The organism is Isoptericola variabilis (assembly GCF_050311655.1).
Lineage (GTDB): Bacteria > Actinomycetota > Actinomycetes > Actinomycetales > Cellulomonadaceae > Isoptericola > Isoptericola variabilis.
This window is the reverse complement of record NZ_JBNOZM010000006.1, coordinates 210,102-230,921: the sequence shown is the minus strand read 5'-3', so window position 1 is coordinate 230,921 and position 20,820 is coordinate 210,102. Positions and strand designations below refer to the sequence as shown.

The window sequence follows — 20,820 nt, the reverse complement described above, 5'->3', positions numbered from 1 at the left end:
GCCACGACGAGGTGGAGGGTGCGATGCGGCTCAGGCAGGTCTGCCTGCTGGTGGGAGTGCTGGCGACGGCGACGGGGATGGCGGCGTGCGGCGCCCCGGAACAGCCCGCCGTGATCCCGGCCTCCTCCGGCCCGCCGGCGGGCGGGCTCACCGCCTGGTCGCTCTCCGGCGGCAGCGACATCGTGCTGGACCGGTCCTTCGACCGCTGGAACCGCGACCACCCCGACCAGGAGATCGAGGTCGGCTGGCTCGAGAACGACGTCTACAAGGACGAGATCCGGAAGGCGATCGACGACGGCACGGCGCCGACCCTCGTCTACGGCTGGGCCGGGAGCGACCTGGCGGGCTACGTGGCGGACGGGGACGTCCTCGACCTCACCGGCAGGGTGAACCCCGTGCTGGACAAGGCGCTGCCCGCCGTGGCGAAGAACGGCACCGTGGACGGGCGCACCTACGCCGTCCCCGCCAACCAGACCCAGCCGGTGCTGCTCTACCACAACGCGGAGGTGCTCCAGGAGGCCGGGGTCGAGCCGCCCGAGACCTTCGAGGACCTCCTCGACGCCGTCCCCGTGCTCCGCAAGGCCGGGGTGCGGCCCATCGCCCTCGCCGGTGGGAGCCGGTGGCCCGAGCTCATGTACCTGCAGTACCTCACCGACCGCATCGGCGGCCCCGAGGTCTTCCAGCGCGTCGTCGCGGGCGAACCGGACGCCTGGTCGGACCCGGCCTTCGTCGAGGCGCTCCACCAGATCCGCGCGCTCGTCGACGCCGGCGCGTTCGGCGACGACTTCACGGAGGTGACGGCGGACTCGAACGGGGACGTGGGGATGCTGGCGTCCGGCAGCGCGGCGTTCCTGCTGCAGGGGGCGTGGATCTACCCCGACATCGTCACCGCCGTCCCCGAGGTCGTCGCCGCGGGAGGCATCGGCTACGGCGCGTTCCCCACCGTGGACGGCGGTGTGGGCGACCCCGAGAACGTCGTCGGCAACCCCGCGAACTTCTGGTCCGTCTCCGCCTCGGCGTCGCCCGCCGACCAGCAGGCGGCGATCGACTTCCTCAACGCGGAGGTCTACTCCGAGCGGGCGGTCGACACGTTCCTCACCGTCCGCACGGTGCCGCCGGTGCGCGGGATCGAGGAGAGCCTGGCCGACGGCGACAGCGCGGACTACCTCCGGGCCGTGTACGAGATGGTCGACTCCGCCCCGCACTTCCAGCTCTCGTGGGACCAGGCCGTCCCGTCCGACCAGGCGGGCGCGCTGCTCGAGCACCTGCACCAGGTGTTCACCGGCGAGCTCGACCCCGAGGGCTTCGTCGATGCCATGAACGACACCCTCTGAGCCGTGATCGCCTGTCGCTCCTCGCGGACGCGGACGACCGACTCACGGCGGCAGTTCGCGTTCGGCGCGGCAGTTCGAACTGCCGCGCCGAACCCGAACTGCCGCGGCGAGCGGGTCAGGGGGCGACGGCGGGCGTCGTCGTCCCCGTCTCGGCCTGCTCGCGACGGTGCACGCGCCACCACACGAAGAACCCGGTCAGGGTGAAGGCGCCGTAGAACACGTACATGAGCGCGGTGGCGTAGTACCCGGCCGACCAGAGCAGCGGGACGCCCACGACGTCGACGGCCACCCACACCAGCCAGAACTCGACCCAGCCCTTGGCCATGCCGTACGTGGCGACCAGCGAGCCCATGAAGATCCACGCGTCCGACCACACGGGCTCGTACGAGCCGAGGGCGCGGAACAGCGGCGTGAGCAGCAGCGTGCCGCCCACCATGACGACGACGATGCCGAGCCGCGCCCGCCACGAGGCCCAGTGCGGGTGCACCGCGGCACCGCCGTCGGCGGGGATCCTGCCGTCGGCGCGCACCTCGAGGTCGGCGCGCTGCGTGCGGCGCCACTGCACCCAGCCGTACACCGAGACGACGAGGAACATGACCTGCCGGCCGGCCTGGCCGAGCATGTCGGCGCGGCTCGAGTCGCCGAACCACGAGCCCATGAAGACGGTGAACAGCACCAGGTTGCCGACGATGCCGACGGGCCATGCCCACACCTTGCGGCGCATGCCGCCGAGCGCGGAGGCGAGGCCGAACAGGTTGCCGACGATCTCGCGCCACGACATGTGCTGGTCGCCGATGGTCAGTGTGGCGTTGAAGAACGCGTCGATCGCGTCCATCGTTCACTCTCCCGGTCCGAGGTGCGGCGTCCGGGGTGAAGGGTCGGCGCTCGCCGAGCGCGGCCCGCGGGCCGTCGCCGACGACACGACGCCCGGCGGCACCCGCCCTGCCGGGCGCGTGCCGCACGTGCTTCCTCCCATCCGGACTTTGACCGTCGGCCCTGGAGTTCCACCAGATCAGCCGGCTGCCTTCCCTGAGGAAGGAGCCGGGTCGCGGGCTGTCACCGCCGGCTCGGAATTTCACCGACCCCGGAGCACGTACGTGCGTGTCTTGCCGCCGCCGGAGGTCCCGGCGGCGTCCTGCACAACTCAGGATGCCACAGCGGCATTCCCGCCCGCCGCGTCGCCCTCCGTCGTCTCGAGCGGTGGTCAGGCCAGCGCGTCGCGGACGGCGCGGGCGACGTCGTCGGGCCCCGCCCCCGGCTCCAGCACCGTGACCACGACGCGCTTCCCGTCGCCGCCCGAGGTGACCGTCCGGGCCTCGTCGGCGGTGGCCGCGGCGTCGGCGGCGTCGTCGTCCGCGGTGGGCGTCGACGGCGCGGGCTCGCCGCCGGTGTGCGGGAACGGGGCGACGGCGGCACGGCGCAGGTCGGCGAACGCCTCCTCCAGCTCCGGCCGCAGGTCGAGGTGCGGGTGGCGCAGCCAGCGGCGCAGGATCGCGTTGTGCACGGCGACGACGGACGCCGCGAAGGCGATCGACATCGTGGTCGTGGAGCGGTCCGGCGGCAGGGTGTCGCGCAGGTAGGCGGTGAAGGCGCGCTCGTAGCGGTGCGTCGTGACCAGCTCGCGGTCGCGCAGCGCGGGCACCTGCTGCAGCAGCTGGTGCCGGGCGATCGACGTCTCGCGCTGGCCCACGTGGTGGTCGAAGACGAGCCGCGCCGCCCGGCAGACCTCGAGGTACGGGTCGGTGGTCGGGTCCCACGCCCGCTCGGGGGCACGGCCGGACTCCTCGCTCGCCCGCGCCTCGGGGCGCGTCTCCGCGAGCATGACCACGACCTCCTCCAGGAGCAGCTCGTGGTCGGCGAAGACCACGTCCTCCTTGGAGCGGAAGCGGCGGAAGAACGTCGCACGGCTGACGCGGGCTGCGTCGGCGATCTCCTCGACGGTGGTCTGCTCGTAGCCCTGCCGGGAGAAGAGGTCGATCGCTGCGTCGACGGCCTGGGCGTGGGTGTGCGTCCGGACGGCGGTCATGCCACGGAGGCTACTCCGAGCGACGGCCGCGACGCCGCCCGGTGTCGGCGTCCGGCTCCCCGCGGCGGCGCTCGTCGAAGCCCGCCTCGGCGGGGCGGCGGGAACGCTGCAGGTACCGGATCTCGCGGATCGCGACGCCGGCGGCGAGGAAGAACGGGATCCACGCCCAGACCCTGCCGCGCAGCACCACCCACAGCATCGCGAGCGCGACGACGCACGCCCCGAGAACGGTCCACACGCTCGCCCACCGCACCTTGCGCACGGGCCGAGGCTACCGCCGCCCCTTCCCGCGGAACACGTGCCCCCGGCATGGGTAGGGTGGCGGTCGTGACTTCCGGGACCACGACCGCGCCTGCGACCACGACCGCCCCCACCACGACCGTCCCGGTCGTGGACGTCTACGTCGACCCGCTGTGTCCCTTCGCGTGGGTCACGTCGCGCTGGGCGCTCGAGGTGGCGGAGCATCGCGACGTGGAGCTGACGTTCAGGCTGATGAGCCTGTACCTGCTGAACTCCGGCCGGGACATCCCGGCCGACTACCGAGCGAAGATCGAGGCGTCGCGCGGCATCGGCCGCGTCGCTGCGGCGGTGCAGACCGAGCACGGCCCGGACGCGTTCAGCGCCTTCTACACCGCGGCCGGCACGCGCATCCACCCCGGCGGACGCCGGGACGACCTCGACGCCGTCGCCGTGGAGGCGCTGGCCGAGGCCGGCCTGCCCGCGTCGCTCGCCGACGCCGCGACGTCGGACGCGTACGACGACGCCCTCGCCGCCTCCCACGAGGCCGGAATGACGCCGGTCGGGGAGGACGTCGGCACGCCGACGATCCACGTGGACGGGGTCGCGTTCTTCGGCCCGGTCCTCACGCGCATCCCGCGCGGCGAGGACGCGCTGCGGATCTTCGACGGCGCCGTCGCGCTCGCGTCGTTCCCGGACTTCTTCGAGCTCAAGCGGTCGCGCACCAGCTCGCCGTCCTTCGACTGACCCGCACCACCCCGCACCCCGAGAGGCGAACCATGACCCTCGACCTGCGTGTCTTCACCGAGCCCCAGCAGGGCGCGTCCTACGACGACCTGCTCGCCGTCGCGAAGGCGACCGAGGACCTCGGCTTCAGCGCGTTCTTCCGCTCCGACCACTACCTGACGATGGGCGGCGACGGCCTGCCCGGCCCCACGGACGCGTGGACGACGCTGGCGGGCCTGGCCCGCGACACGTCGACCATCCGCCTGGGCACCCTCGTCACCTCGGCCACGTTCCGCCACCCCGGCGTGCTGGCGATCCAGGTGGCACAGGTGGACCAGATGTCCGGGGGGCGCGTCGAGATCGGCCTCGGCGCCGGCTGGTTCGCCCGCGAGCACGAGGCGTACGGCATCCCCTTCCCGGCCAAGCGGTTCGGGCTGCTCGAGGAGCAGCTGGAGATCCTCACCGGCCTGTGGGGCACGCCCGTCGGCGGGTCGTACTCGTTCGACGGCGAGCACTACACGCTCGTCGACTCCCCGGCGCTGCCCAAGCCGGCGCAGGCGAAGATCCCCGTCATCGTGGGCGGCGGCGGGCCGAAGCGCACCCCGGCGCTGGCCGCCCGGTTCGGCGACGAGTACAACCAGGCGTTCCCCGAGCTGGACACGGTCGGGCCGCGGATCGGCGTGATCAACGAGGCGCTGACGGCGGCGGGCCGCACCCCGGACTCGATCGCGCAGTCCGTCGCCCTGGTGCTCGCGGTCGGCAAGGACGAGGCGGAGTTCGCGCGCCGCGCCGCCGCGATCGGGCGCGAGCCGGCCGAGCTGCGCGAGCACGGCGTCGCCGGCACGGTCTCCGAGGCCGTCGACCTGCTCGGCTCCCTGCGCGACCAGGGCATCCAGCGCGTGTACCTGCAGACGCTCGACCTGCACGACCTCGACCACCTGGACCTCGTGGCGCGCGAGGTCGCGACCCAGCTCTGACGGCTCGGGCCGCCCTCCGCCGAGGTAGTCCCAGGCCACGCGAAGTAGTTCCAGAGCCCGCGAGGTAGTCCCGGGCTGCGCGAGGTAGTGCGGAGCGCGCCGAGGTAGTCCACTCCGCTCCGACGTCGACCCTTCCTGGCGCCACCGGGTACAGATCTCGGCACGACCCGGCCGTCGGAACACCCCTCCGTGAGGCACGGGACCGCCTCTCGTGATCGAGGACGACTACCTCGCGGGGCTGGGAACTACCTCGCGTGCCCTCCGAACTACCTCGCGATGCCCCGAACTACCTCGCGGTGCCCTGGACTACCTCGGCACGGCTTGATGTGTTCCAGGACGGCGCACCGTCGCGCCCGGCCGAGTCCATACCGTGATCTCAACGTTGCAGACGACGTGTTGACGGGTGAAGTTCCGACCCCTACGGTGAATCCATTCAACGCGGGGAATCGCTTTCCTGCGCCGGGTCGGCGACGCCGCCGTCCCGGAGGCTGACCGGGCCGACGACGTGCCCGGCATCGACGGAGATGGGACCGGGCCATGGCACACGAGGGCACGCGCGCGGACGTCGCGACCGCGGCGCGCACGGTGGCCACCGCCGACGGCGGGGCCCGGCTCGAGCGGTGGTTCGGCTGGGTCGACACGCTCGCGTTCCTGGGCCTGCTCAACCTCCTCGTCCTCGCCGGCACGCTGGCCGGGGGAGTGGTGCTCGGCGTCGCGCCCGCGCTGGCGGCCGCGACCGTGGTCAGCCGCACCAGGTTGCGCGGCGACACCCAGCGCGCCGCGCGGGTGTTCGTCCGGACCTGGGCCGCCGGCTTCGGCCGCGCCAACCTCGTCGCGGCACCGGGGCTGCTGGCCGTCGCCCTCACCGGCACGAGCCTCCTCGTGCTCGACGGCGCGCCCACGGCCCTGCGCGCGGCCCTCGCCGTCGTCGCCGGCCTCGGCGTCGTGCACCTGCTGCTCGCGCTCACCATGGACGCCCACTACGACCTGCGCGGCCCCGACGTACCGCGCCTGGCCTGGGCGTTCCTGCTGCGCTTCCCCGGCGCGCCCCTGCTGCTCGCGGCGACGACGGCGCTGGTCGGCGTCGTCACCGCGTTCGTGCCCGGACTCCTGCCCGTCGTCTCGATCGGCGCGTGGGTGTACCTCTGCACGGCCCTCTGCCTGTCCTTCTACGCCGCCAACGACCGCCACCTCGGCGACCCGGCGGCGACCGACCCCCTCGACGAGTGAACGACGACGTGCACTCCGACGAAAGGAACACCATGCGCACACGACGGCTGGCCCCCCTGGCCTTCCTCGCGGTCGGGAGCCTCGCGCTCACGGCCTGCGGCAGCGGCGGCTCCGGCGACGGCGGCGACGGCGGTGGCGGCGAGGCGCTCGACTCGCTGTCGATCATGGCGCCGTACTTCTCGACGACCCCGCCGGAGGACGACGACCCCGTGGGCGCGAAGCTCTCCGAGCTGGCGGGCCTGGACCTCGACATGCAGTGGGTGCCGAACGCCGAGTACGGCGACCGCACCAACGTGGTGCTGGCCGGCGACGAGATCCCCGACGTCATGGTGATCCAGCAGAAGAGCCAGGGCTTCGTGCAGACCGCGGAGGCCGGCGGCTTCTGGGACCTCACCGAGTACCTGGCCTCGGGCGAGTACCCGAACCTCGTCACGGAGAACCCGGACGTCCAGCAGGCGTCGAGCGTCAACGGCAAGGTCTACGGCGTGTACCGGGCCCGCGACGTCGTGCGCACGTCCATCACCATCCGCAAGGACTGGCTGAAGAACCTCGGGCTCGAGGAGCCCACCAACACCGACGAGCTCATGGCGCTCGCGAAGGCGTTCACCGAGGACGACCCCGACGGCAACGGCAAGGACGACACCTACGGGATGATCATCCCCGCCTGGGGCGCCTCGATCGGCACGGGCAGCCCCTACGACGCGATCGAGACGTGGTTCGGCGCGGGCAACGTCTGGAAGGACGACGGCGGCCAGCTCGTCCCCTCGTTCACCACGCCGGAGTGGAAGCAGGCGCTCGACTACGAGAAGCAGCTCATCGAGAACGGCTACGTCAACAAGGACTACGCCACGCGCGACGGTTCGACGCAGTGGAACGAGCCGTTCCTCCAGGGCAAGGGCGGCATCATCATCGACGTCCAGTCGCGCGCGTCGCAGCTCGCGGGCCTGTTCAAGGAGCAGGACCCGAAGACGTACGACCAGAAGGTCGCGCTGCAGGGCAACATCGCCGGCCCGAACGGCGACTTCGCGCTCCCGACGCCGGGCTACAGCGGCTTCCTCGCCATCCCGAAGGCCTCGGTGCAGACGGAGGACCAGCTCGCGCAGGTGCTCACCGCGCTGGACAAGCTGGCCACCAAGGACGCGCAGGTCCTCGAGAACAACGGCATCGAGGGCGACAACTTCACCGTCGACGGCGAGTTCGCCGTCTTCGACAAGGAGAAGCAGGACTACACGGACCTGGTCTCGGGCTCGTGGGCACAGATCGGCACGAACGTCGCCGGCTACGAGGCGTACAAGGCCAAGCCGGAGACCGAGTTCGACGCCGAGCTCGAGCAGGAGCGCGTCGACCTGCAGGCGAAGGACCTCGAGAAGGCGGTCTTCAACCCGGGGGCGGCCTTGGTCTCCGAGACCTACATGACCAACGGCGTCCAGCTCGACCAGATCATCGCCGACGCCCGCATCCAGTACATCAGCGGGCAGATCGACGAGGCGGGCCTCGACGCGGCGATCGCGCAGTGGAAGTCCAGCGGTGGTGACGCGGTCACGGCCGAGATGAACGAGCTCTACGGCCAGCTCGGCTGATGTCCGTCCGGCGCGGGGCCGGGCCCGTCGTGGCCGGCCCCGCGCCCCGTCCGAGATGGAGGCTGCGATGACCGCTGTCGTCGACGTCGAGCAGGCCGGCACGCCCGCGCCCGCCGCCCCTCCCGTGACCCGCCGCCCGCGGCGCGGCTGGGCGCGGATGGTGCGCTACCGGTGGCTGCTGGTGATGATGCTGCCGGGCATCCTGTACTTCCTGCTGTTCCGCATCTGGCCGATGTGGGGCGCGCAGATCGCGTTCAAGAACTACGTGCCGTTCCTGGGGATCCAGGGCTCGCCGTGGGTGGGCTGGCACCACTTCCACGAGTTCTTCTCCAACCCGGACTTCCCGCGGCTGCTGGGCAACACGCTGATCCTGGCGGCCCTGAGCCTGTTCGTCGCGTTCCCGCTGACGATCGTGCTGGCGCTGCTGCTCAACGAGGTGCGCCTGTCGGTGCTCAAGCGCACGGTGCAGACGCTGGTCTACATCCCGCACTTCCTGTCCTGGACCGTGGTGGTGTCGCTGACCGCGTTGCTGTTCGCGATCGGCACGGGACCGCTGTCGTCGTTCCTGGACGGGCTCACCGGCACGGAGACCAACTACCTGGCCGACCCGGACTGGTTCCGCCCGCTGATCCTGCTGCAGACGATCTGGAAGTCCACCGGGTGGGGCACGATCATCTTCCTCGCCGCGCTGGCCAGCGTGGACCAGGAGCAGTACGAGGCGGCCGTGATCGACGGCGCGGGCCGCTGGCAGCGCACCTGGCACATCACGCTGCCCGCGATCCGGCCCACGATCATCGTCATGCTCATCCTGCAGACCGGGGAGATCCTCAACACCGGCTTCGAGCAGATCTACCTGATGTCCAACGCGCTCAACCGCACGGTCGCGGACGTGTTCGACACGTACGTGTACTTCACCGGCATCCAGCAGGGCGCGTACTCCTACTCCACCGCGGTGGGCCTGTCGAAGGCGATCGTCGGGCTGGTGCTGATCTTCGGCACCAACTGGCTCGCCAAGCGCTTCAACCAGCAGGGGATCTTCTGATGGCCGCACCGCTCACCACCGTGCCCACCACGCCTACGGCGTCGCCCGCTCGCGCCTCCCGGCGCGCGTCGCGCCCCTCCACCCAGCACCAGCGGTTCAACACCCGCGCGGGCCGGGCGTTCGACGTCGTCAACGTCGTGCTGCTCGTCGCCGTCGGCCTGCTCGCGCTGTTGCCGTTCCTGTACGTGCTCGCGGGGTCGTTCGCGACCGAGCTGGAGATCACCACCCGGCCGTTCTTCCTGTGGCCGCACGAGTTCACGACCGACTCCTACGCCTCGATCCTGTCGTCGTCGGCGTTCGTGCGCGCCTTCGTCACGACCGTCGTCGTGACCCTCGTCGGCACGCTGGTCCAGCTCGCCCTGACGGCGCTGATGGCGTACCCGCTGTCGAAGGTCGACCTGCCGGGGCGGCGCACCATCATGACCGTCGTCGTGTTCACGATGGTGTTCTCCGCGGGCATGATCCCCACGTTCCTCGTGGTCAAGCAGCTCGGCCTGCTCGACTCGTACTGGGCGCTGGTCCTGCCCATGGCGATCAACCCGTTCAGCCTCATCATCATCAAGAACTTCTTCCAGCAGCTGCCGCAGGAGCTGGAGGAGTCCGCCAAGATCGACGGCGCGCACGAGCTGCAGATCCTGCGCCACGTCGTGGTGCCGCTGTCCAAGCCCGTGCTCGCGACGTTCGCGCTGTTCTACGCCGTCGGCATCTGGAACGACTACATGTCCCCGCTGCTGTACCTGAACGACCAGGACATGTGGACCCTGCAGATGTTCCTGCGGCAGGTCACCGCGTCCGCGTCGATGTCCGCGCAGGACATGGGCACCGAGCTGCCCCCGCCCGCGCAGGGCATCAAGTTCGCGGTGGTCATCGTGGCCACCATCCCCGTGCTGCTGGCGTACCCGTTCCTCCAGAAGCACTTCGCCAAGGGAATGCTCATCGGGAGCGTGAAGGGCTGACATGACCATCCACCTCGCGGGCGACTCGACGGTCGCCCCCACGGACTCCGGCCGCACCTCGGGGCACCCGGAGGTCCCGCTGCTGGGCTGGGGCGACGAGCTCGCCGCGTTCACGGACGCCGTCGTGCGCAACCACGCGATCGGCGGCGCCACGACGGCGTCGTTCCGGGCCGAGGGCCGGTGGGACGCGCTGCTCGCGGAGCTGCGACCGGGGGACACGGTCGTGATCCAGTTCGGGCACAACGACCAGAAGGAGCCGCAGGAGCTCGCGGCCGAGGGCGGGTACACCGACCGGCTCGCGCAGTTCGTCGCGGAGGCGCGCGCGAACGGGGCGCGGCCGGTGCTGGCGACGAGCGTCGAGCGCCGCCTCTACGACGGCGACGGCCCGGACGCCGCGCTGCGGTGGTCGCACGGGCCGTACCCCGCAGCGGTCCGGGCCCTCGGCCACGAGCTCGACGTGCCGGTGCTCGACCTCACGGCGTTCACGCGCTGGCTCTACGGGTGGCTGGGCCGCGACGCCTCGGCCGCTCTGTTCCCGCACGGCGCGGCCGCCGCGCGGGGGCTGCCCGTCGACGACTCCCTGAGCAAGGACAACACCCACTTCACGACGGCGGGGGCGCGCGCCGTCGCCCGCTACGTGGCCGAGGCGCTGGCGTCGCTCGACGGCGTGCACGACGCCGAGGAGCCGCTCGGGGCCTGGGTGGTGCAGCCGTGACGGCGGCGACGGTCGCAGACGTCTACCGCAACGCCCTGGCCGGCCCCGGCGACCTCGACGGCTGGGTCGCCGAAGGCCCGGTCGGCGTCGAGCACCGCGACGGCGGCCTGGTGCTGCGCAGCACCGCGGACGAGGCCGCGCTCGTCGCCGACGGACGCGGCGACCACGCGCACTTCACGTACTGGTGCCCGGAGGTGTTCGGGGCGGACGTCGAGGTCGCGTGGGACTTCCGGCCGCTCGCCGGCGACGGCCTCGCGATGCTGTTCTTCGCCGCGTCCGGCACGGAGGGCCGCGACCTCTTCGACCCCTCGCTGGCCGAGCGCACCGGGTACTACCCGCAGTACCACTCGGGCGACGTCGCGACGCTCCACGTGTCCTACCTGCGCCGCAAGTGGCCGACCGAGAAGCGGTTCCGCACCTGCAACCTGCGCAAGAGCCCCGGCTTCCGGCTCGTCGCGCAGGGCGCCGACCCGCTCCCCGGACCCGAGGACGCCGACGGCCACTACCGGGTGCGGGTCACCAAGCGCGGCGCCGACGTCGCCTTCGCGATCGACGACCTCACCCTCTTCACCTTCCACGACGACGCGCCGCTGGGGGCCGGCCGGATCGGCTTCCGGCAGATGGCCCCGCTCGTCGCCCACTACCGCAACCTCGAGGTGACCCCGCTGTCATGACCACCGCCACCGCCGTCCACACCGACCCCGCCGACACCCCTGCCGTCGAACCGGCGACGGTCGACGTCCCGCTGCGCTGGCTGGACGACGTCGCCCCGGACCTCACGGTCGGGGGCGTCACCTGCGGCGTCCCGTTCCGACCGGGCGTGGTGCGCGACGCCGCGACGCTCGCCGTCGTGGACGCGTGGGGCCGCGCCGTGCCGGCGCAGACGTGGCCCCTCGCGACGTGGCCCGACGGCAGCGTGAAGTGGTCCGGCGTCGCGCTCGGGGCGGCGACGCCGCCCAGCGCGTCGTACCGCGTCGTCGCCCCGGACGCCGCGCAGGGCGCCGGGCAGGACGGCGCCGGGCCCGCGGTCACGGTGGCGGAGCACGACGACGAGGTCGTCGTGGACACGGGGGCCTGCACGGTCGTGGTGGGGCGTTCCGGGCCGGACGTCGTGCGGTCCGTGCGGGTCGGCGGCGTGGAGGTGGCGCGCGCGGGCCGGCTGGTGTCCAGCCGGCAGGACCGCCCGGAGCCCGACCACCGGGGACGGCGCGAGTCGGTGGGCGTGGTGCACGACGTCGTCGTGGAGCAGGCCGGGCCGGTGCGCGCCGTCGTGCGGGTGACGGGAGCACACCGCGACGTCGACCGGGCCCACGAGGACGGCGCACCCGCCTGGCTGCCGTTCACGCTGCGGCTGGTGCTCGCGGCCGGGGCTCCGACGTTCCGGCTGGTGCACTCGTTCGTGTGGGACGGCGACCCCGAGCGCGACTTCCTCTCGTCGCTCGGCCTGCGCTTCGACGTCCCGCTGCGCGCGGCGCCCTACGACCGGCACGTGCGCCTCGCGGGCGCCGACGGCGGCCTGGTGCGCGAGGCAGTGCAGGGCGTGACCGGGCTGCGCCGGGACCCGGGCGAGGACGTGCGCGCGGCCCAGGTGGCGGGCCGCGCTACCCCGCCGCTGGAGGAGTGGGACGAGCGGGTCTCCGGCCGGCTGCGCTGGGTGCCGACGTGGGACGCCTGGTCGCTGCGCCAGCTCAGCGCGAACGGCTTCACCGTGCACAAGCGCACGGCCCCCGGCCGGCCGTGGATCGACGTCGCGCAGGGCACGCGGTCCGAGGGGCTGGGCTACCTGGGCGACACGGGCGGCGGCCTGGCCGTGGGGCTCACCGGGTTCTGGCAGTCGCACCCGACGGGGATCGACGTCGAGCGCGCGACGTCCGACGTCGGCTCCCTCACGACCTGGCTCTGGTCGCCCGACGCCGCGCCGATGGACCTGCGCTTCTACCACGACGGCCTCGGCCAGGACACGTACGACGACCAGCTCGACGCCCTCGAGATCACGTACGAGGACTACGAGCCGGGGTTCGGGAACGCGCACGGCATCGGCCGCACGCACGAGCTCACCGTCACCGCCTTCGCCGCCACCCCCGACGCCGACGCGCTCGCCCGCCTCGCCGCGGGCACCGCCGCCCGACCCCAGCTCGTGCCGACGCCCGAGGCGCTGCACGCCGCGCGCGTGCTCGGCGACTGGGACCTCGTGGACCGGGGCACGCCCGAGCGGGCCGCGCTCGAGGACCGGCTCGCCACCATGCTCGACTTCTACGTGGGCCAGGTGGACCAGCGGTCCTGGTACGGGTTCTGGAACTTCGGCGACGTCATGCACGCCTACGACCCCGACCGGCACGTGTGGCGCTACGACGTGGGCGGCTACGCCTGGGACAACTCCGAGCTCTCCCCGGACCTGTGGCTGTGGACGTCGTTCCTGCGCACCGGCCGGGCCGACGTCTTCCGGCTCGCCGAGCGCATGACCCGCCACACGGGGGACGTGGACGTCTACCACGCCGGACCCTGGCAGGGGCTGGGCAGCCGGCACAACGTGCAGCACTGGGGGTGCAGCGCCAAGCAGGTGCGCATCTCGACCCCGGCCTACCGGCGGCCGCACTACTTCCTCACCGGCGACGAGCACACGCGCGACCTCATGCTCGAGCTGCGCGACTCCGACCGGAACTTCCTCGGGCTCGACCCGACGCGCAAGGTGCGGCCCGACGCCGCCACCTACCGTCCGCGCCGCGATGCGCTCGCCGTCGGGCTCGGCACGGACTGGAGCGCCCTGGCCGCCACGTGGCTCGCGGACTGGGAGGCCACGGGGAACGAGCGGTCGCGTGACCGGCTGGTCGGCACCATGACCGACATCGGCGCCCTGAAGCACGGCTTCTTCACCGGCGAGGCGCTGTACGACCTGGACGCCGGCCGGTTCGCCACCGACCGCGACCGGGTGACGGTGTCGCACCTGTCCGCCGTCTTCGGGCTGGTGGAGATCTGCTCGGAGCTCGTGTCGCTGGTGGATGCGGGCCTCGTCGACGCGCCGGGGTTCAAGGAGGCGTGGCTGCAGTACTGCCGCCTCTACCTCGCCACCCCGGCCGAGCAGGAGGCCGAGCTCGGCGTCGCGCCGTCGGGCACGAACCTCGAGCAGGCGCACTCCCGCCTCGCCGCGTACGCCGCGGCGCACCTCGGCGACGACGGCCTCGCCGACGTCGCGTGGCGCGCCTACTTCCGGGGCGGGGAGTTCATGGGGGAGGAGGCCTTCCACCCCGTGCCGGTGCTGCCGCCCGAGTCCCTGGTGCGGATCGACGAGGCACGGACGCTGTCCACGAACGACGCCGCCCAGTGCAGCCTCGCCACGATCCAGAACCTCGCCCTGGTGGGAGCCAGGCTGCCGCGGGGGTGAGCCCAGGAGCGGCGCGGGCCAGTACGCTGTGCGGCGGCAATCTTCACCGGACGTTCACGGGCGAGCGACAGCGGTGAGCACGGCGGCCCGCACGCGGGCCCGACGGACGGAGCACCATGAGCCTCGGCTGGACCAAGCACGGTGACGGCAGGCACGTCGCCCCCGGCGACGTCGTCGCCCCCGACGAGCGGCTGAGCTGGCCGCGCACCATCGGCATCGGCATGCAGCACGTGGTGGCCATGTTCGGCTCCACGTTCATCGTGCCGCTGATCACCGGGTTCTCGCCCGCGACGACGCTGTTCTTCTCGGCGATCGGCACGGCGCTGTTCCTGCTGATCACGCGCAACCGGCTGCCCAGCTACCTGGGGTCGAGCTTCGCGTTCATCGCCCCCATCACCGCAGCGACGGCGTCGCACGGGGAGTCGGTGGCCGTGGGCGGCATCCTCGTCACCGGCCTCGTGCTCGCGGCGATCGGCGCGCTGGTGCACTTCGCCGGCGCGCGGTGGATCGACGTCGTCATGCCGCCGGTCGTGACGGGCACGATCGTCGCGCTCATCGGCCTCAACCTGGCACCCGCCGCCTGGGGCACGTGCACCGAGTCCGTCGTCGACGGCGAGATCGTGCAGGCGTGCGACAGCGGCTTCCGCGCCGCGCCGCTCACGGCGACGATCACCCTGGCGGCCATCATCCTCGTCACGGTGCTGTTCAAGGGCATCATCGGCCGCCTGTCGATCCTGGTCGGCGTGGTGATCGGCTACGTCGCCGCGCTGCTCCAGGGACAGGTGAGCTTCGACGCGGTCCGGTCGGCCGGCTGGTTCGGCTTCCCGCACTTCGTCACGCCGACCTTCGAGCCGGCGGTGCTGGGCCTCTTCGTCCCCGTGGTGCTGGTGCTCATCGCGGAGAACGTGGGCCACGTGAAGTCCGTGGCGGCCATGACCGGCAAGAACCTCGACGACGTCGCGGGCAAGGCCCTGTTCAGCGACGGCCTCGCGACGACCCTCGCCGGCGTCGGCGGCGGCTCCGGCACCACGACGTACGCCGAGAACATCGGCGTCATGGCCGCGACGCGCGTGTACTCGACGGCCGCGTACTGGGTGGCCGCGGTCACCGCGCTGCTGCTGTCGATGTCGCCCAAGTTCGGGGCGCTCATCGCCACCATCCCGGCGGGCGTCCTGGGTGGGGCGACGACGATGCTCTACGGCATGATCGGCATCCTGGGCGCCCGCATCTGGGTGCAGGGCAAGGTCGACTTCGGCAACCCGGTGAACCTCACCACCGCCGCCGTCCCGCTCATCATCGGCATCGCGAACTTCACGTTCTCTGCCGGCGAGCTCACGTTCGAGGGGATCGCGATCGGCACCGCGTCCGCGCTGGTGATCTACCACGGCATGCGCGCGATCGCGCGGTGGCGTGGCACCGGCCAGGAGCCGGCCTCGCCGGCGTCGGCGCCCGCCGCGGCCGGGGCGACGGACTGACGACCGGGGTGACCCTGCCCTAGTCCTTGGGCAGGGACACCTGGGAGATCGGGGTGATCTCGCTGGCGGGCACGCACCCCTCGGCGTCCTTCATCGGGGTCTCGGCGTCCAGCAGCACGTCGTCCTGGTTGAGGGGCGGGCTGTACTCCTCGCCGACGAGGAGGTCGACGGTGGCGCCCTTGCGGTCGTCGAGCACGAGGCGGACGTCGGGGTACTGGGCGGCGAGGGTGTAGGCGCGGGTGATGCCCTTGGTGCCGAACCGGACCTCGGACTGTCCCAGCTTCTCCAGCCAGTTGCCGGTGTCGACGACGTCGAAACCGCGGTCGCTGAGCTCGTCCCCGTTCGCGCTCGCCAGCGGCGAGCTGCCGTCGGCGGCGTTGTAGACCCGCACCTTGACCTTCGAGTACGGCACGGGCAGCGCGCCGTCGGGCTGGCCCTTGACCTGGGGAAGGCAGGGCTCGGGCTGCGGGGCCTCGGCGACCGGCGTGTAGATGGGCCGGGAGAAGGGTGAGCTGATGGCGCCCGAGTACATCGCGGCGGCCGCCAGGCCGGCGAGCAGCAGGAACGCGATGAGGAGCCCGAAGACCACGGCCTGCCGCTCGTGCTCGCGCTTGCGGCGAGTCTCGCGGACCGGGTCAGGGGCAGGTGATGTCACGCGAAGAAACTACCCGAGTTCGGGGGATCGTTCGCGGGAGCGCCGCCGGTCGTGGCGGGAGTCACCGGAGCACGAGGACCCGGGCGTGCAGCACGGGCCGCTGCTGGAGAGCGGCCCGCACGGCGCGGTGCAGCCCGTCCTCGAGGTACAGCACGCCCTGGTACTCCACCACGTGGGCGAAGAGGTCGCCGAAGAACGTCGAGTCCTCCGCGAGCAGGTGGTCGAGGTCCAGCGTGCGCTTGGTGGTGACGAGCTCGTCGAGGCGCACCTGGCGTGGCGGCACGTCCACCCAGTCCTTGGCGGTGACGTGCCCGTGGTCGGGGTAGGGACGGCCGTCCCCCACGGCCTTGAAGATCATGGCTGCCATCGTAGGGGCGAGCCTGTGACCGGCCGCGATGGTGCCTCGCGATACGGACACGATCCCGTCACGATCCCGTCACGGACGCCGTCCGACCGCATCGCGGCTCGCCTCTTTCGCCGGGCGCGCGGTCGTGGGACGCTGGGAGCCGCATCAGCATGGGAGCGCTCTCATCCGGGAGCGCCGACCGGTACCGATCAAGGGAGATCGTCGTGGTCCTCGGTTCCTCTCGTCGCCCCTCCGTCCCGACGGCGCTCAGGTCGGCGCTGGTCCTCGCCGCGGCCGGGGGCCTCGCCCTGGGCGGTCTCTCGGCCTCGGCGGCGCCGCCACCCCCGCCCGACCCGCAGCTGTGGGTGGACCCGGACAGCTCGACGATCGGCCACGTCGAGGACCTGGGCCTGACCGGTGACGCGCGCGACGACGCGCTCGCGCTCGCGGGCGTCCCCTCGGCGACCTGGTTCACCGGGGGCACGCCGCGCGAGGTGAAGCAGGACGTCAAGGACGTCGTCGTGCACGCGCACGCCGACAAGGCGGTCCCCGTGCTGGTCGCCTACAACCTCCCGTTCCGCGACTGCGCGCAGTACTCCGCGGGCGGCGCGACGTCGCTCGCCGAGTACACGGCGTGGATCGACGGGTTCGCGCGCGGGATCGGGAACAAGCAGGCCGTCGTGATCCTCGAGCCGGACGGGCTCGGCATCATCCCCTGGTACACGACGGTCGAGGGGAACCAGGAGTGGTGCCAGCCCGCAGAGGCCGACCCCGCGACGGCCGCGGCGGAACGGTTCGCGATGCTCAATCACGCGGTGGACACCCTGGCCGCGCTGCCGGGCACGAAGGTCTACCTCGACGCGGGCAACAGCAAGTGGCTCAACGTGGGCGACAACGCCGACCGCCTGCTCAAGGCCGGCGTCGAGCGGGCGGACGGCTTCTTCCTGAACGCGTCGAACTACCAGTACACCGAGAACTCCGAGGCGTACGGCCGATGGATCTCGTCGTGCCTCGCGCTGGTCACCGAGGTGGGCGGGGCGGTCGCCGACTGCGGGAACCAGTACTGGAACGGCGGCCCCGCGAACGACTGGTCGGGCGTGGAGATGTCGCACTACGGGCGCTGGTCGGCGGACGCCACGGACCCGGCGCTGAGCACCGCCGGCGTGGACTCCCGGTACGCCGAGCAGCTCGGTGACGTGCGGCCCACGACGTCGTTCGTCGTCGACACCTCGCGCAACGGGCAGGGTCCGTGGGACCCGGCGACGTCCGAGAACTCGTACTCCGACGCCGAGGACTGGTGCAACCCGCCCGGGCGCGGGCTGGGGCTGCGGCCCACGCTGGACACCGGCGAGCCGCTGGTCGACGCCTACCTGTGGATCAAGGTGCCGGGGGAGTCCGACGGCCAGTGCTTCCGCGGCACGGGCGGCCCGCTCGACCCGGAGCGCGGCATGGTCGACCCGCCCGCCGGGCAGTGGTTCGTGGAGCAGGCGGACGAGCTGGTCGAGCTCGCGGTGCCCGCGCTGGGCTGAGGTTCGCCTACCGGCGCAGCTCCACCAGGTGCCGGGCCGAGTGCGCGACGAACGGTCCGTCGGTGACGATCCGCTCGTGCAGGTCGCGCAGCTCGGTCCGGTACGCGTCGACCGTGAACCCCGGCACCATCCACACCACCTTGCGCAGGAACCAGACGACGGCGCCGACGTCGTGGAACTCGATGCGCAGGCGCTCGGCCCGCAGGTCCACGAGCTCGAGCCCGGCCGCGCGGGCGTCGGCCACCTCGTCCTCCGGGTCGCGGCCGCGCCGGACCTCCTCGGGCTGGGGGCCGAGGAAGAACTCGACGAGCTCGAAGACGCTCGCCGGCCCGACGTGCTGCGCCAGGTACGTGCCGCTCGGCCGCAGCACGCGCGCGATCTCCGTCCAGCGCGGCACCACCGGGTGCCGGCTGGTGACGAGGTCGAACGCGCCGTCCGCGAACGGCAGCGGGGTGCCGTCCGGGTGCTCGGTCGTGGCGGCGTCGTCGTGCGCGACGACGGCGCCCCCGAGCGGGTGCAGCAGCCGCGTCGCGGCGGCGACGTTGGGCGGCCAGCCCTCGGTGGCGACCAGGAGGCGGGGGAGCGACGGCGCCGCGGCGAGCACCTCGCCGCCACCGGTCTGCAGGTCGAGCGCGGCGTCGACCGTGGCGAGCCGCTCGTGCAGCAGCCGGGAGTAGCGCCAGCTCGGCCGCTCCTCCGTGGCGCGGCCCTCCAGCCAGGAGAAGTCCCAGCCGGACATCGGCGCGGCGTCGGCCTCGGCGACGAGCTCGTCGAACGTGCGGTCCATCCCGCCATCGTCCGGGCTCGGCCTCGTGGTTGCCAACGACATTGTCGTCGTCGGTGCGGCGGCGCCGGAGACGACGACGGGGCCCGCACCGTGTGGTGCGGGCCCCGTCTGCCGGCGGAGGATGGGGGATTCGAACCCCCGAGGGCGTGAACCCAACACGCTTTCCAAGCGTGCGCCATAGGCCGCTAGGCGAATCCTCCTGGAGCGCGACCCGCATCCTGCGCGGGCAGCCCCAGAAGAATAGCCGACACCCTGCCGTGGCTCCGAATCCTGCGGGGGTGACGGCGGTCTCTGCCCTGGCTCCGCCGTTTTACCGCCGCCGGTTTCGGGACGGGGTGGGGTCTCGGTTAGGCTGTCGGGCAGACCCCTCGTGCGGCACCATCTCGCCGAACTCCCCCAGGGCCGGAAGGCAGCAAGGGTAAGTGAGCTCTGGTGGGTGTGCGGGGGGTCCTTCACGTCCCAGCCACGACGGCCGACCCGCCTCCGCAGCGTCGCGAGAGTGCCGCGGGTCACAGAATCCATGATGTGGACGCGATTTCGTCCACTGCGTGAGATTTCCCGGCCCCGGGCTTGGTGAACCGGGCCGCGGGTGGTCACTCTGAGGGCATGTCCCGCATCGCCACCGCAGCAACCTCGACCGCGCGCTCCTGCCGTCGCGGCGAGATGTGCCGCGCCGCGATGACGACGGGCCCCATGACCACCTGCCGAATGTGCGTGCTCGGCTGACGCCTCACCGGCATCGCGCCCGACGACGTCGTCGTCGCCCCTCCCCGGCCCGCCGGGGAACCTCTCTTCCCGCCGCCTCGAGCTGATGGCCGTGGCCGCCGCACCCCACCCCGCTCATCGGCGCCGTACCCGGCGCCTGCCCGGAAGGACCACCATGTCCCGGAACCCTGCCCGCACCCGCCTCTTCGCCGTCACCGCGATCGCGGCGGCGTCCACCCTCGCCCTGTCCGCCTGCGGCGGCGGCTCCGGCAACGCCGAGGGCGACGGCACCCTCCGCATCGGCGTCGTCGGCGCGTCCGACGACAAGTGGGCCGTCTTCACCGACAAGGCCAAGGAGGAGGGGCTCGACGTCGAGCTCGTCGACCTGCAGGACTACACGCAGGCCAACCCGTCGCTCTCGCAGGGCGAGCTGGACGCGAACCAGTTCCAGCACCTGCAGTTCCTCGCCGGCTACAACGTCGACGCCGACGACGACCTGACGCCGATCGGCGCCACCGCCGTCTACCCGCTGGGCCTCTACTCGGAGAAGCACGCCTCCCTCGAGGAGATCCCCGCCGGCGGCGAGGTCGCCGTGCCGAACGACCCGACCAACCTCGCCCGTGCGCTCCTCGTGCTGCAGGAGGCCGGCCTCATCGAGCTCAAGGACGGCGGCAGCGCCGTCTCCACCGAGGCCGACGTGCTGCCCAGCTCCAAGGTCACCGTGACGCCGGTCGCCGCCGAGCAGACGCCGATCCAGCTCAAGTCCGTGGACGCGTCGATCGTCAACAACGACTTCCTCGAGGACGCCGGTCTCGACCCTGCCAGCGCCCTCTTCCAGGACGACCCCGACTCGGAGGCCGCCGCGCCGTACATCAACGTGTGGGTCGCGCGCGCCGAGGACAAGGACGACCCGGACCTGGCGAAGCTGGTCGAGATCTCCCACTCCGACGAGGTCGTCGCGGCCGAGCAGAAGGCCTCCGGCGACACCGCCGTCATCAAGGACAACTCGCCCGAGGAGCTGCAGGAGATCCTGTCCGGCCTCGAGGACGACATCCGCAACGCCTCCTGACCCGACGACGGCCGGGGCGCGCGGGCCAGCCCGCGCGCCCCGGCCGTCG

Annotated in this window: 19 protein-coding genes, 1 tRNA gene, 1 other RNA gene and 1 riboswitch; of the genes, 14 read left to right on the top strand and 7 right to left on the bottom strand. The window is 72.5% G+C overall.

Annotated elements, in window-relative coordinates; all coding sequences use genetic code 11:
• Positions 1–23 precede the first annotated feature (23 nt).
• Positions 24–1,334 carry an extracellular solute-binding protein gene (locus ACQP60_RS14900; protein WP_429734137.1) on the top strand — a complete coding sequence of 437 codons (1,311 nt, stop codon included), beginning with the start codon at positions 24–26 and terminating at the stop codon, positions 1,332–1,334.
• A gap of 115 nt (positions 1,335–1,449) precedes the next feature.
• Here the strand turns inward: ACQP60_RS14900 and pnuC are convergent, their stop codons facing one another.
• From pnuC to ACQP60_RS14885, 3 genes are all read right to left on the bottom strand, one after another.
• Positions 1,450–2,169, bottom strand: a complete 720-nt coding sequence (gene pnuC / locus ACQP60_RS14895) for a nicotinamide riboside transporter PnuC (protein WP_429734135.1) — start codon at positions 2,167–2,169, stop codon at positions 1,450–1,452.
• Positions 2,170–2,292: 123 nt separating this feature from the next.
• Positions 2,293–2,431: riboswitch (FMN riboswitch) on the bottom strand.
• Positions 2,432–2,538: 107 nt separating this feature from the next.
• Positions 2,539–3,360, bottom strand: a complete 822-nt coding sequence (locus ACQP60_RS14890; protein ID WP_429734133.1) for a TetR/AcrR family transcriptional regulator — start codon at positions 3,358–3,360, stop codon at positions 2,539–2,541.
• Between the two features lie 10 nt (positions 3,361–3,370).
• Positions 3,371–3,622, bottom strand: coding sequence for a hypothetical protein (locus tag ACQP60_RS14885; protein WP_429734131.1), 252 nt, complete (start codon positions 3,620–3,622; stop codon positions 3,371–3,373).
• A gap of 65 nt (positions 3,623–3,687) precedes the next feature.
• Between ACQP60_RS14885 and ACQP60_RS14880 the strand changes: the two genes are divergently transcribed.
• From ACQP60_RS14880 to ACQP60_RS14835, 10 genes are all read left to right on the top strand, one after another.
• On the top strand, positions 3,688–4,344 hold the full coding sequence (locus tag ACQP60_RS14880) for a mycothiol-dependent nitroreductase Rv2466c family protein (protein WP_429734129.1): 657 nt from the start codon (positions 3,688–3,690) through the stop codon (positions 4,342–4,344).
• A 32-nt stretch (positions 4,345–4,376) separates the two neighbouring features.
• Positions 4,377–5,300 carry an LLM class F420-dependent oxidoreductase gene (locus ACQP60_RS14875; RefSeq protein ID WP_429734127.1) on the top strand — a complete coding sequence of 308 codons (924 nt, stop codon included), beginning with the start codon at positions 4,377–4,379 and terminating at the stop codon, positions 5,298–5,300.
• 537 nt (positions 5,301–5,837) lie between these two features.
• Positions 5,838–6,530, top strand: coding sequence for a DUF624 domain-containing protein (locus tag ACQP60_RS14870; RefSeq protein ID WP_429734125.1), 693 nt, complete (start codon positions 5,838–5,840; stop codon positions 6,528–6,530).
• A 32-nt stretch (positions 6,531–6,562) separates the two neighbouring features.
• Positions 6,563–8,110 (top strand): extracellular solute-binding protein, encoded by a 1,548-nt coding sequence (locus ACQP60_RS14865; protein ID WP_429734123.1) that lies wholly within the window; start codon positions 6,563–6,565, stop codon positions 8,108–8,110.
• A gap of 67 nt (positions 8,111–8,177) precedes the next feature.
• On the top strand, positions 8,178–9,152 hold the full coding sequence (locus ACQP60_RS14860) for an ABC transporter permease (RefSeq protein WP_429734121.1): 975 nt from the start codon (positions 8,178–8,180) through the stop codon (positions 9,150–9,152).
• Positions 9,152–10,108 carry a carbohydrate ABC transporter permease gene (locus tag ACQP60_RS14855; RefSeq protein ID WP_429734119.1) on the top strand — a complete coding sequence of 319 codons (957 nt, stop codon included), beginning with the start codon at positions 9,152–9,154 and terminating at the stop codon, positions 10,106–10,108. Before ACQP60_RS14860 ends, ACQP60_RS14855 begins: the two co-directional genes overlap by 1 nt.
• Before the next feature lies 1 nt (position 10,109).
• The gene (locus tag ACQP60_RS14850; RefSeq protein ID WP_429734117.1) at positions 10,110–10,823 is read left to right on the top strand and encodes a rhamnogalacturonan acetylesterase; all 714 of its coding nucleotides are present in this window, start codon (positions 10,110–10,112) and stop codon (positions 10,821–10,823) included.
• Positions 10,820–11,497: a DUF1961 family protein gene (locus tag ACQP60_RS14845; RefSeq protein WP_429734115.1), complete on the top strand. Its 678-nt coding sequence runs from the start codon at positions 10,820–10,822 to the stop codon at positions 11,495–11,497. The genes ACQP60_RS14850 and ACQP60_RS14845 overlap by 4 nt, the downstream gene beginning before the upstream one ends.
• Positions 11,494–14,205: an exo-rhamnogalacturonan lyase family protein gene (locus tag ACQP60_RS14840; protein WP_429734113.1), complete on the top strand. Its 2,712-nt coding sequence runs from the start codon at positions 11,494–11,496 to the stop codon at positions 14,203–14,205. The genes ACQP60_RS14845 and ACQP60_RS14840 overlap by 4 nt, the downstream gene beginning before the upstream one ends.
• Before the next feature lie 116 nt (positions 14,206–14,321).
• Positions 14,322–15,680, top strand: a complete 1,359-nt coding sequence (locus ACQP60_RS14835) for a uracil-xanthine permease family protein (RefSeq protein ID WP_429734111.1) — start codon at positions 14,322–14,324, stop codon at positions 15,678–15,680.
• A gap of 19 nt (positions 15,681–15,699) precedes the next feature.
• Here ACQP60_RS14835 and ACQP60_RS14830 read toward each other — a convergent pair whose 3' ends face one another.
• Both ACQP60_RS14830 and ACQP60_RS14825 read right to left on the bottom strand, forming a co-directional pair.
• Positions 15,700–16,335 (bottom strand): LytR C-terminal domain-containing protein, encoded by a 636-nt coding sequence (locus ACQP60_RS14830; protein ID WP_429734109.1) that lies wholly within the window; start codon positions 16,333–16,335, stop codon positions 15,700–15,702.
• A gap of 61 nt (positions 16,336–16,396) precedes the next feature.
• Positions 16,397–16,693 (bottom strand): type II toxin-antitoxin system VapB family antitoxin, encoded by a 297-nt coding sequence (locus tag ACQP60_RS14825; protein ID WP_380320948.1) that lies wholly within the window; start codon positions 16,691–16,693, stop codon positions 16,397–16,399.
• A 212-nt stretch (positions 16,694–16,905) separates the two neighbouring features.
• On the opposite strand from ACQP60_RS14825, the gene ACQP60_RS14820 reads away from it, so the two are divergent.
• Complete coding sequence (locus ACQP60_RS14820) at positions 16,906–18,210, top strand: glycoside hydrolase family 6 protein (protein ID WP_429734107.1); 1,305 nt, start codon at positions 16,906–16,908, stop codon at positions 18,208–18,210.
• 7 nt (positions 18,211–18,217) lie between these two features.
• Here the strand turns inward: ACQP60_RS14820 and ACQP60_RS14815 are convergent, their stop codons facing one another.
• Together ACQP60_RS14815 and ACQP60_RS14810 are read right to left on the bottom strand one after the other, a co-directional pair.
• Positions 18,218–18,997, bottom strand: coding sequence for a methyltransferase domain-containing protein (locus ACQP60_RS14815; protein WP_429734105.1), 780 nt, complete (start codon positions 18,995–18,997; stop codon positions 18,218–18,220).
• Between the two features lie 115 nt (positions 18,998–19,112).
• A tRNA-Ser gene (locus tag ACQP60_RS14810) sits at positions 19,113–19,197 on the bottom strand.
• A 159-nt stretch (positions 19,198–19,356) separates the two neighbouring features.
• Between ACQP60_RS14810 and ffs the strand changes: the two genes are divergently transcribed.
• Together ffs and ACQP60_RS14800 are read left to right on the top strand one after the other, a co-directional pair.
• Positions 19,357–19,453, top strand: an RNA gene (gene ffs, locus ACQP60_RS14805) — signal recognition particle sRNA small type.
• A 424-nt stretch (positions 19,454–19,877) separates the two neighbouring features.
• On the top strand, positions 19,878–20,771 hold the full coding sequence (locus ACQP60_RS14800) for a MetQ/NlpA family ABC transporter substrate-binding protein (protein WP_429734103.1): 894 nt from the start codon (positions 19,878–19,880) through the stop codon (positions 20,769–20,771).
• The last annotated feature ends 49 nt before the right edge of the window (positions 20,772–20,820 follow it).

What these genes read in the sequence shown, in the direction of transcription:
- ACQP60_RS14855 (WP_429734119.1), top strand. Translation starts at nt 9,152, where the DNA reads ATGGCCGCACCGCTCACCACCGTGCCCACCACGCCTACGGCGTCGCCC.
- ACQP60_RS14815 (WP_429734105.1), bottom strand. Translation starts at nt 18,997, where the DNA reads ATGGACCGCACGTTCGACGAGCTCGTCGCCGAGGCCGACGCCGCGCCG.
- ACQP60_RS14800 (WP_429734103.1), top strand. Translation starts at nt 19,878, where the DNA reads ATGTCCCGGAACCCTGCCCGCACCCGCCTCTTCGCCGTCACCGCGATC.
- ACQP60_RS14840 (WP_429734113.1), top strand. Translation starts at nt 11,494, where the DNA reads ATGACCACCGCCACCGCCGTCCACACCGACCCCGCCGACACCCCTGCC.
- ACQP60_RS14860 (WP_429734121.1), top strand. Translation starts at nt 8,178, where the DNA reads ATGACCGCTGTCGTCGACGTCGAGCAGGCCGGCACGCCCGCGCCCGCC.
- ACQP60_RS14870 (WP_429734125.1), top strand. Translation starts at nt 5,838, where the DNA reads ATGGCACACGAGGGCACGCGCGCGGACGTCGCGACCGCGGCGCGCACG.
- pnuC (WP_429734135.1), bottom strand. Translation starts at nt 2,169, where the DNA reads ATGGACGCGATCGACGCGTTCTTCAACGCCACACTGACCATCGGCGAC.
- ACQP60_RS14865 (WP_429734123.1), top strand. Translation starts at nt 6,563, where the DNA reads ATGCGCACACGACGGCTGGCCCCCCTGGCCTTCCTCGCGGTCGGGAGC.
- ACQP60_RS14850 (WP_429734117.1), top strand. Translation starts at nt 10,110, where the DNA reads ATGACCATCCACCTCGCGGGCGACTCGACGGTCGCCCCCACGGACTCC.
- ACQP60_RS14835 (WP_429734111.1), top strand. Translation starts at nt 14,322, where the DNA reads ATGAGCCTCGGCTGGACCAAGCACGGTGACGGCAGGCACGTCGCCCCC.
- ACQP60_RS14825 (WP_380320948.1), bottom strand. Translation starts at nt 16,693, where the DNA reads ATGATCTTCAAGGCCGTGGGGGACGGCCGTCCCTACCCCGACCACGGG.
- ACQP60_RS14890 (WP_429734133.1), bottom strand. Translation starts at nt 3,360, where the DNA reads ATGACCGCCGTCCGGACGCACACCCACGCCCAGGCCGTCGACGCAGCG.
- ACQP60_RS14900 (WP_429734137.1), top strand. Translation starts at nt 24, where the DNA reads ATGCGGCTCAGGCAGGTCTGCCTGCTGGTGGGAGTGCTGGCGACGGCG.
- ACQP60_RS14875 (WP_429734127.1), top strand. Translation starts at nt 4,377, where the DNA reads ATGACCCTCGACCTGCGTGTCTTCACCGAGCCCCAGCAGGGCGCGTCC.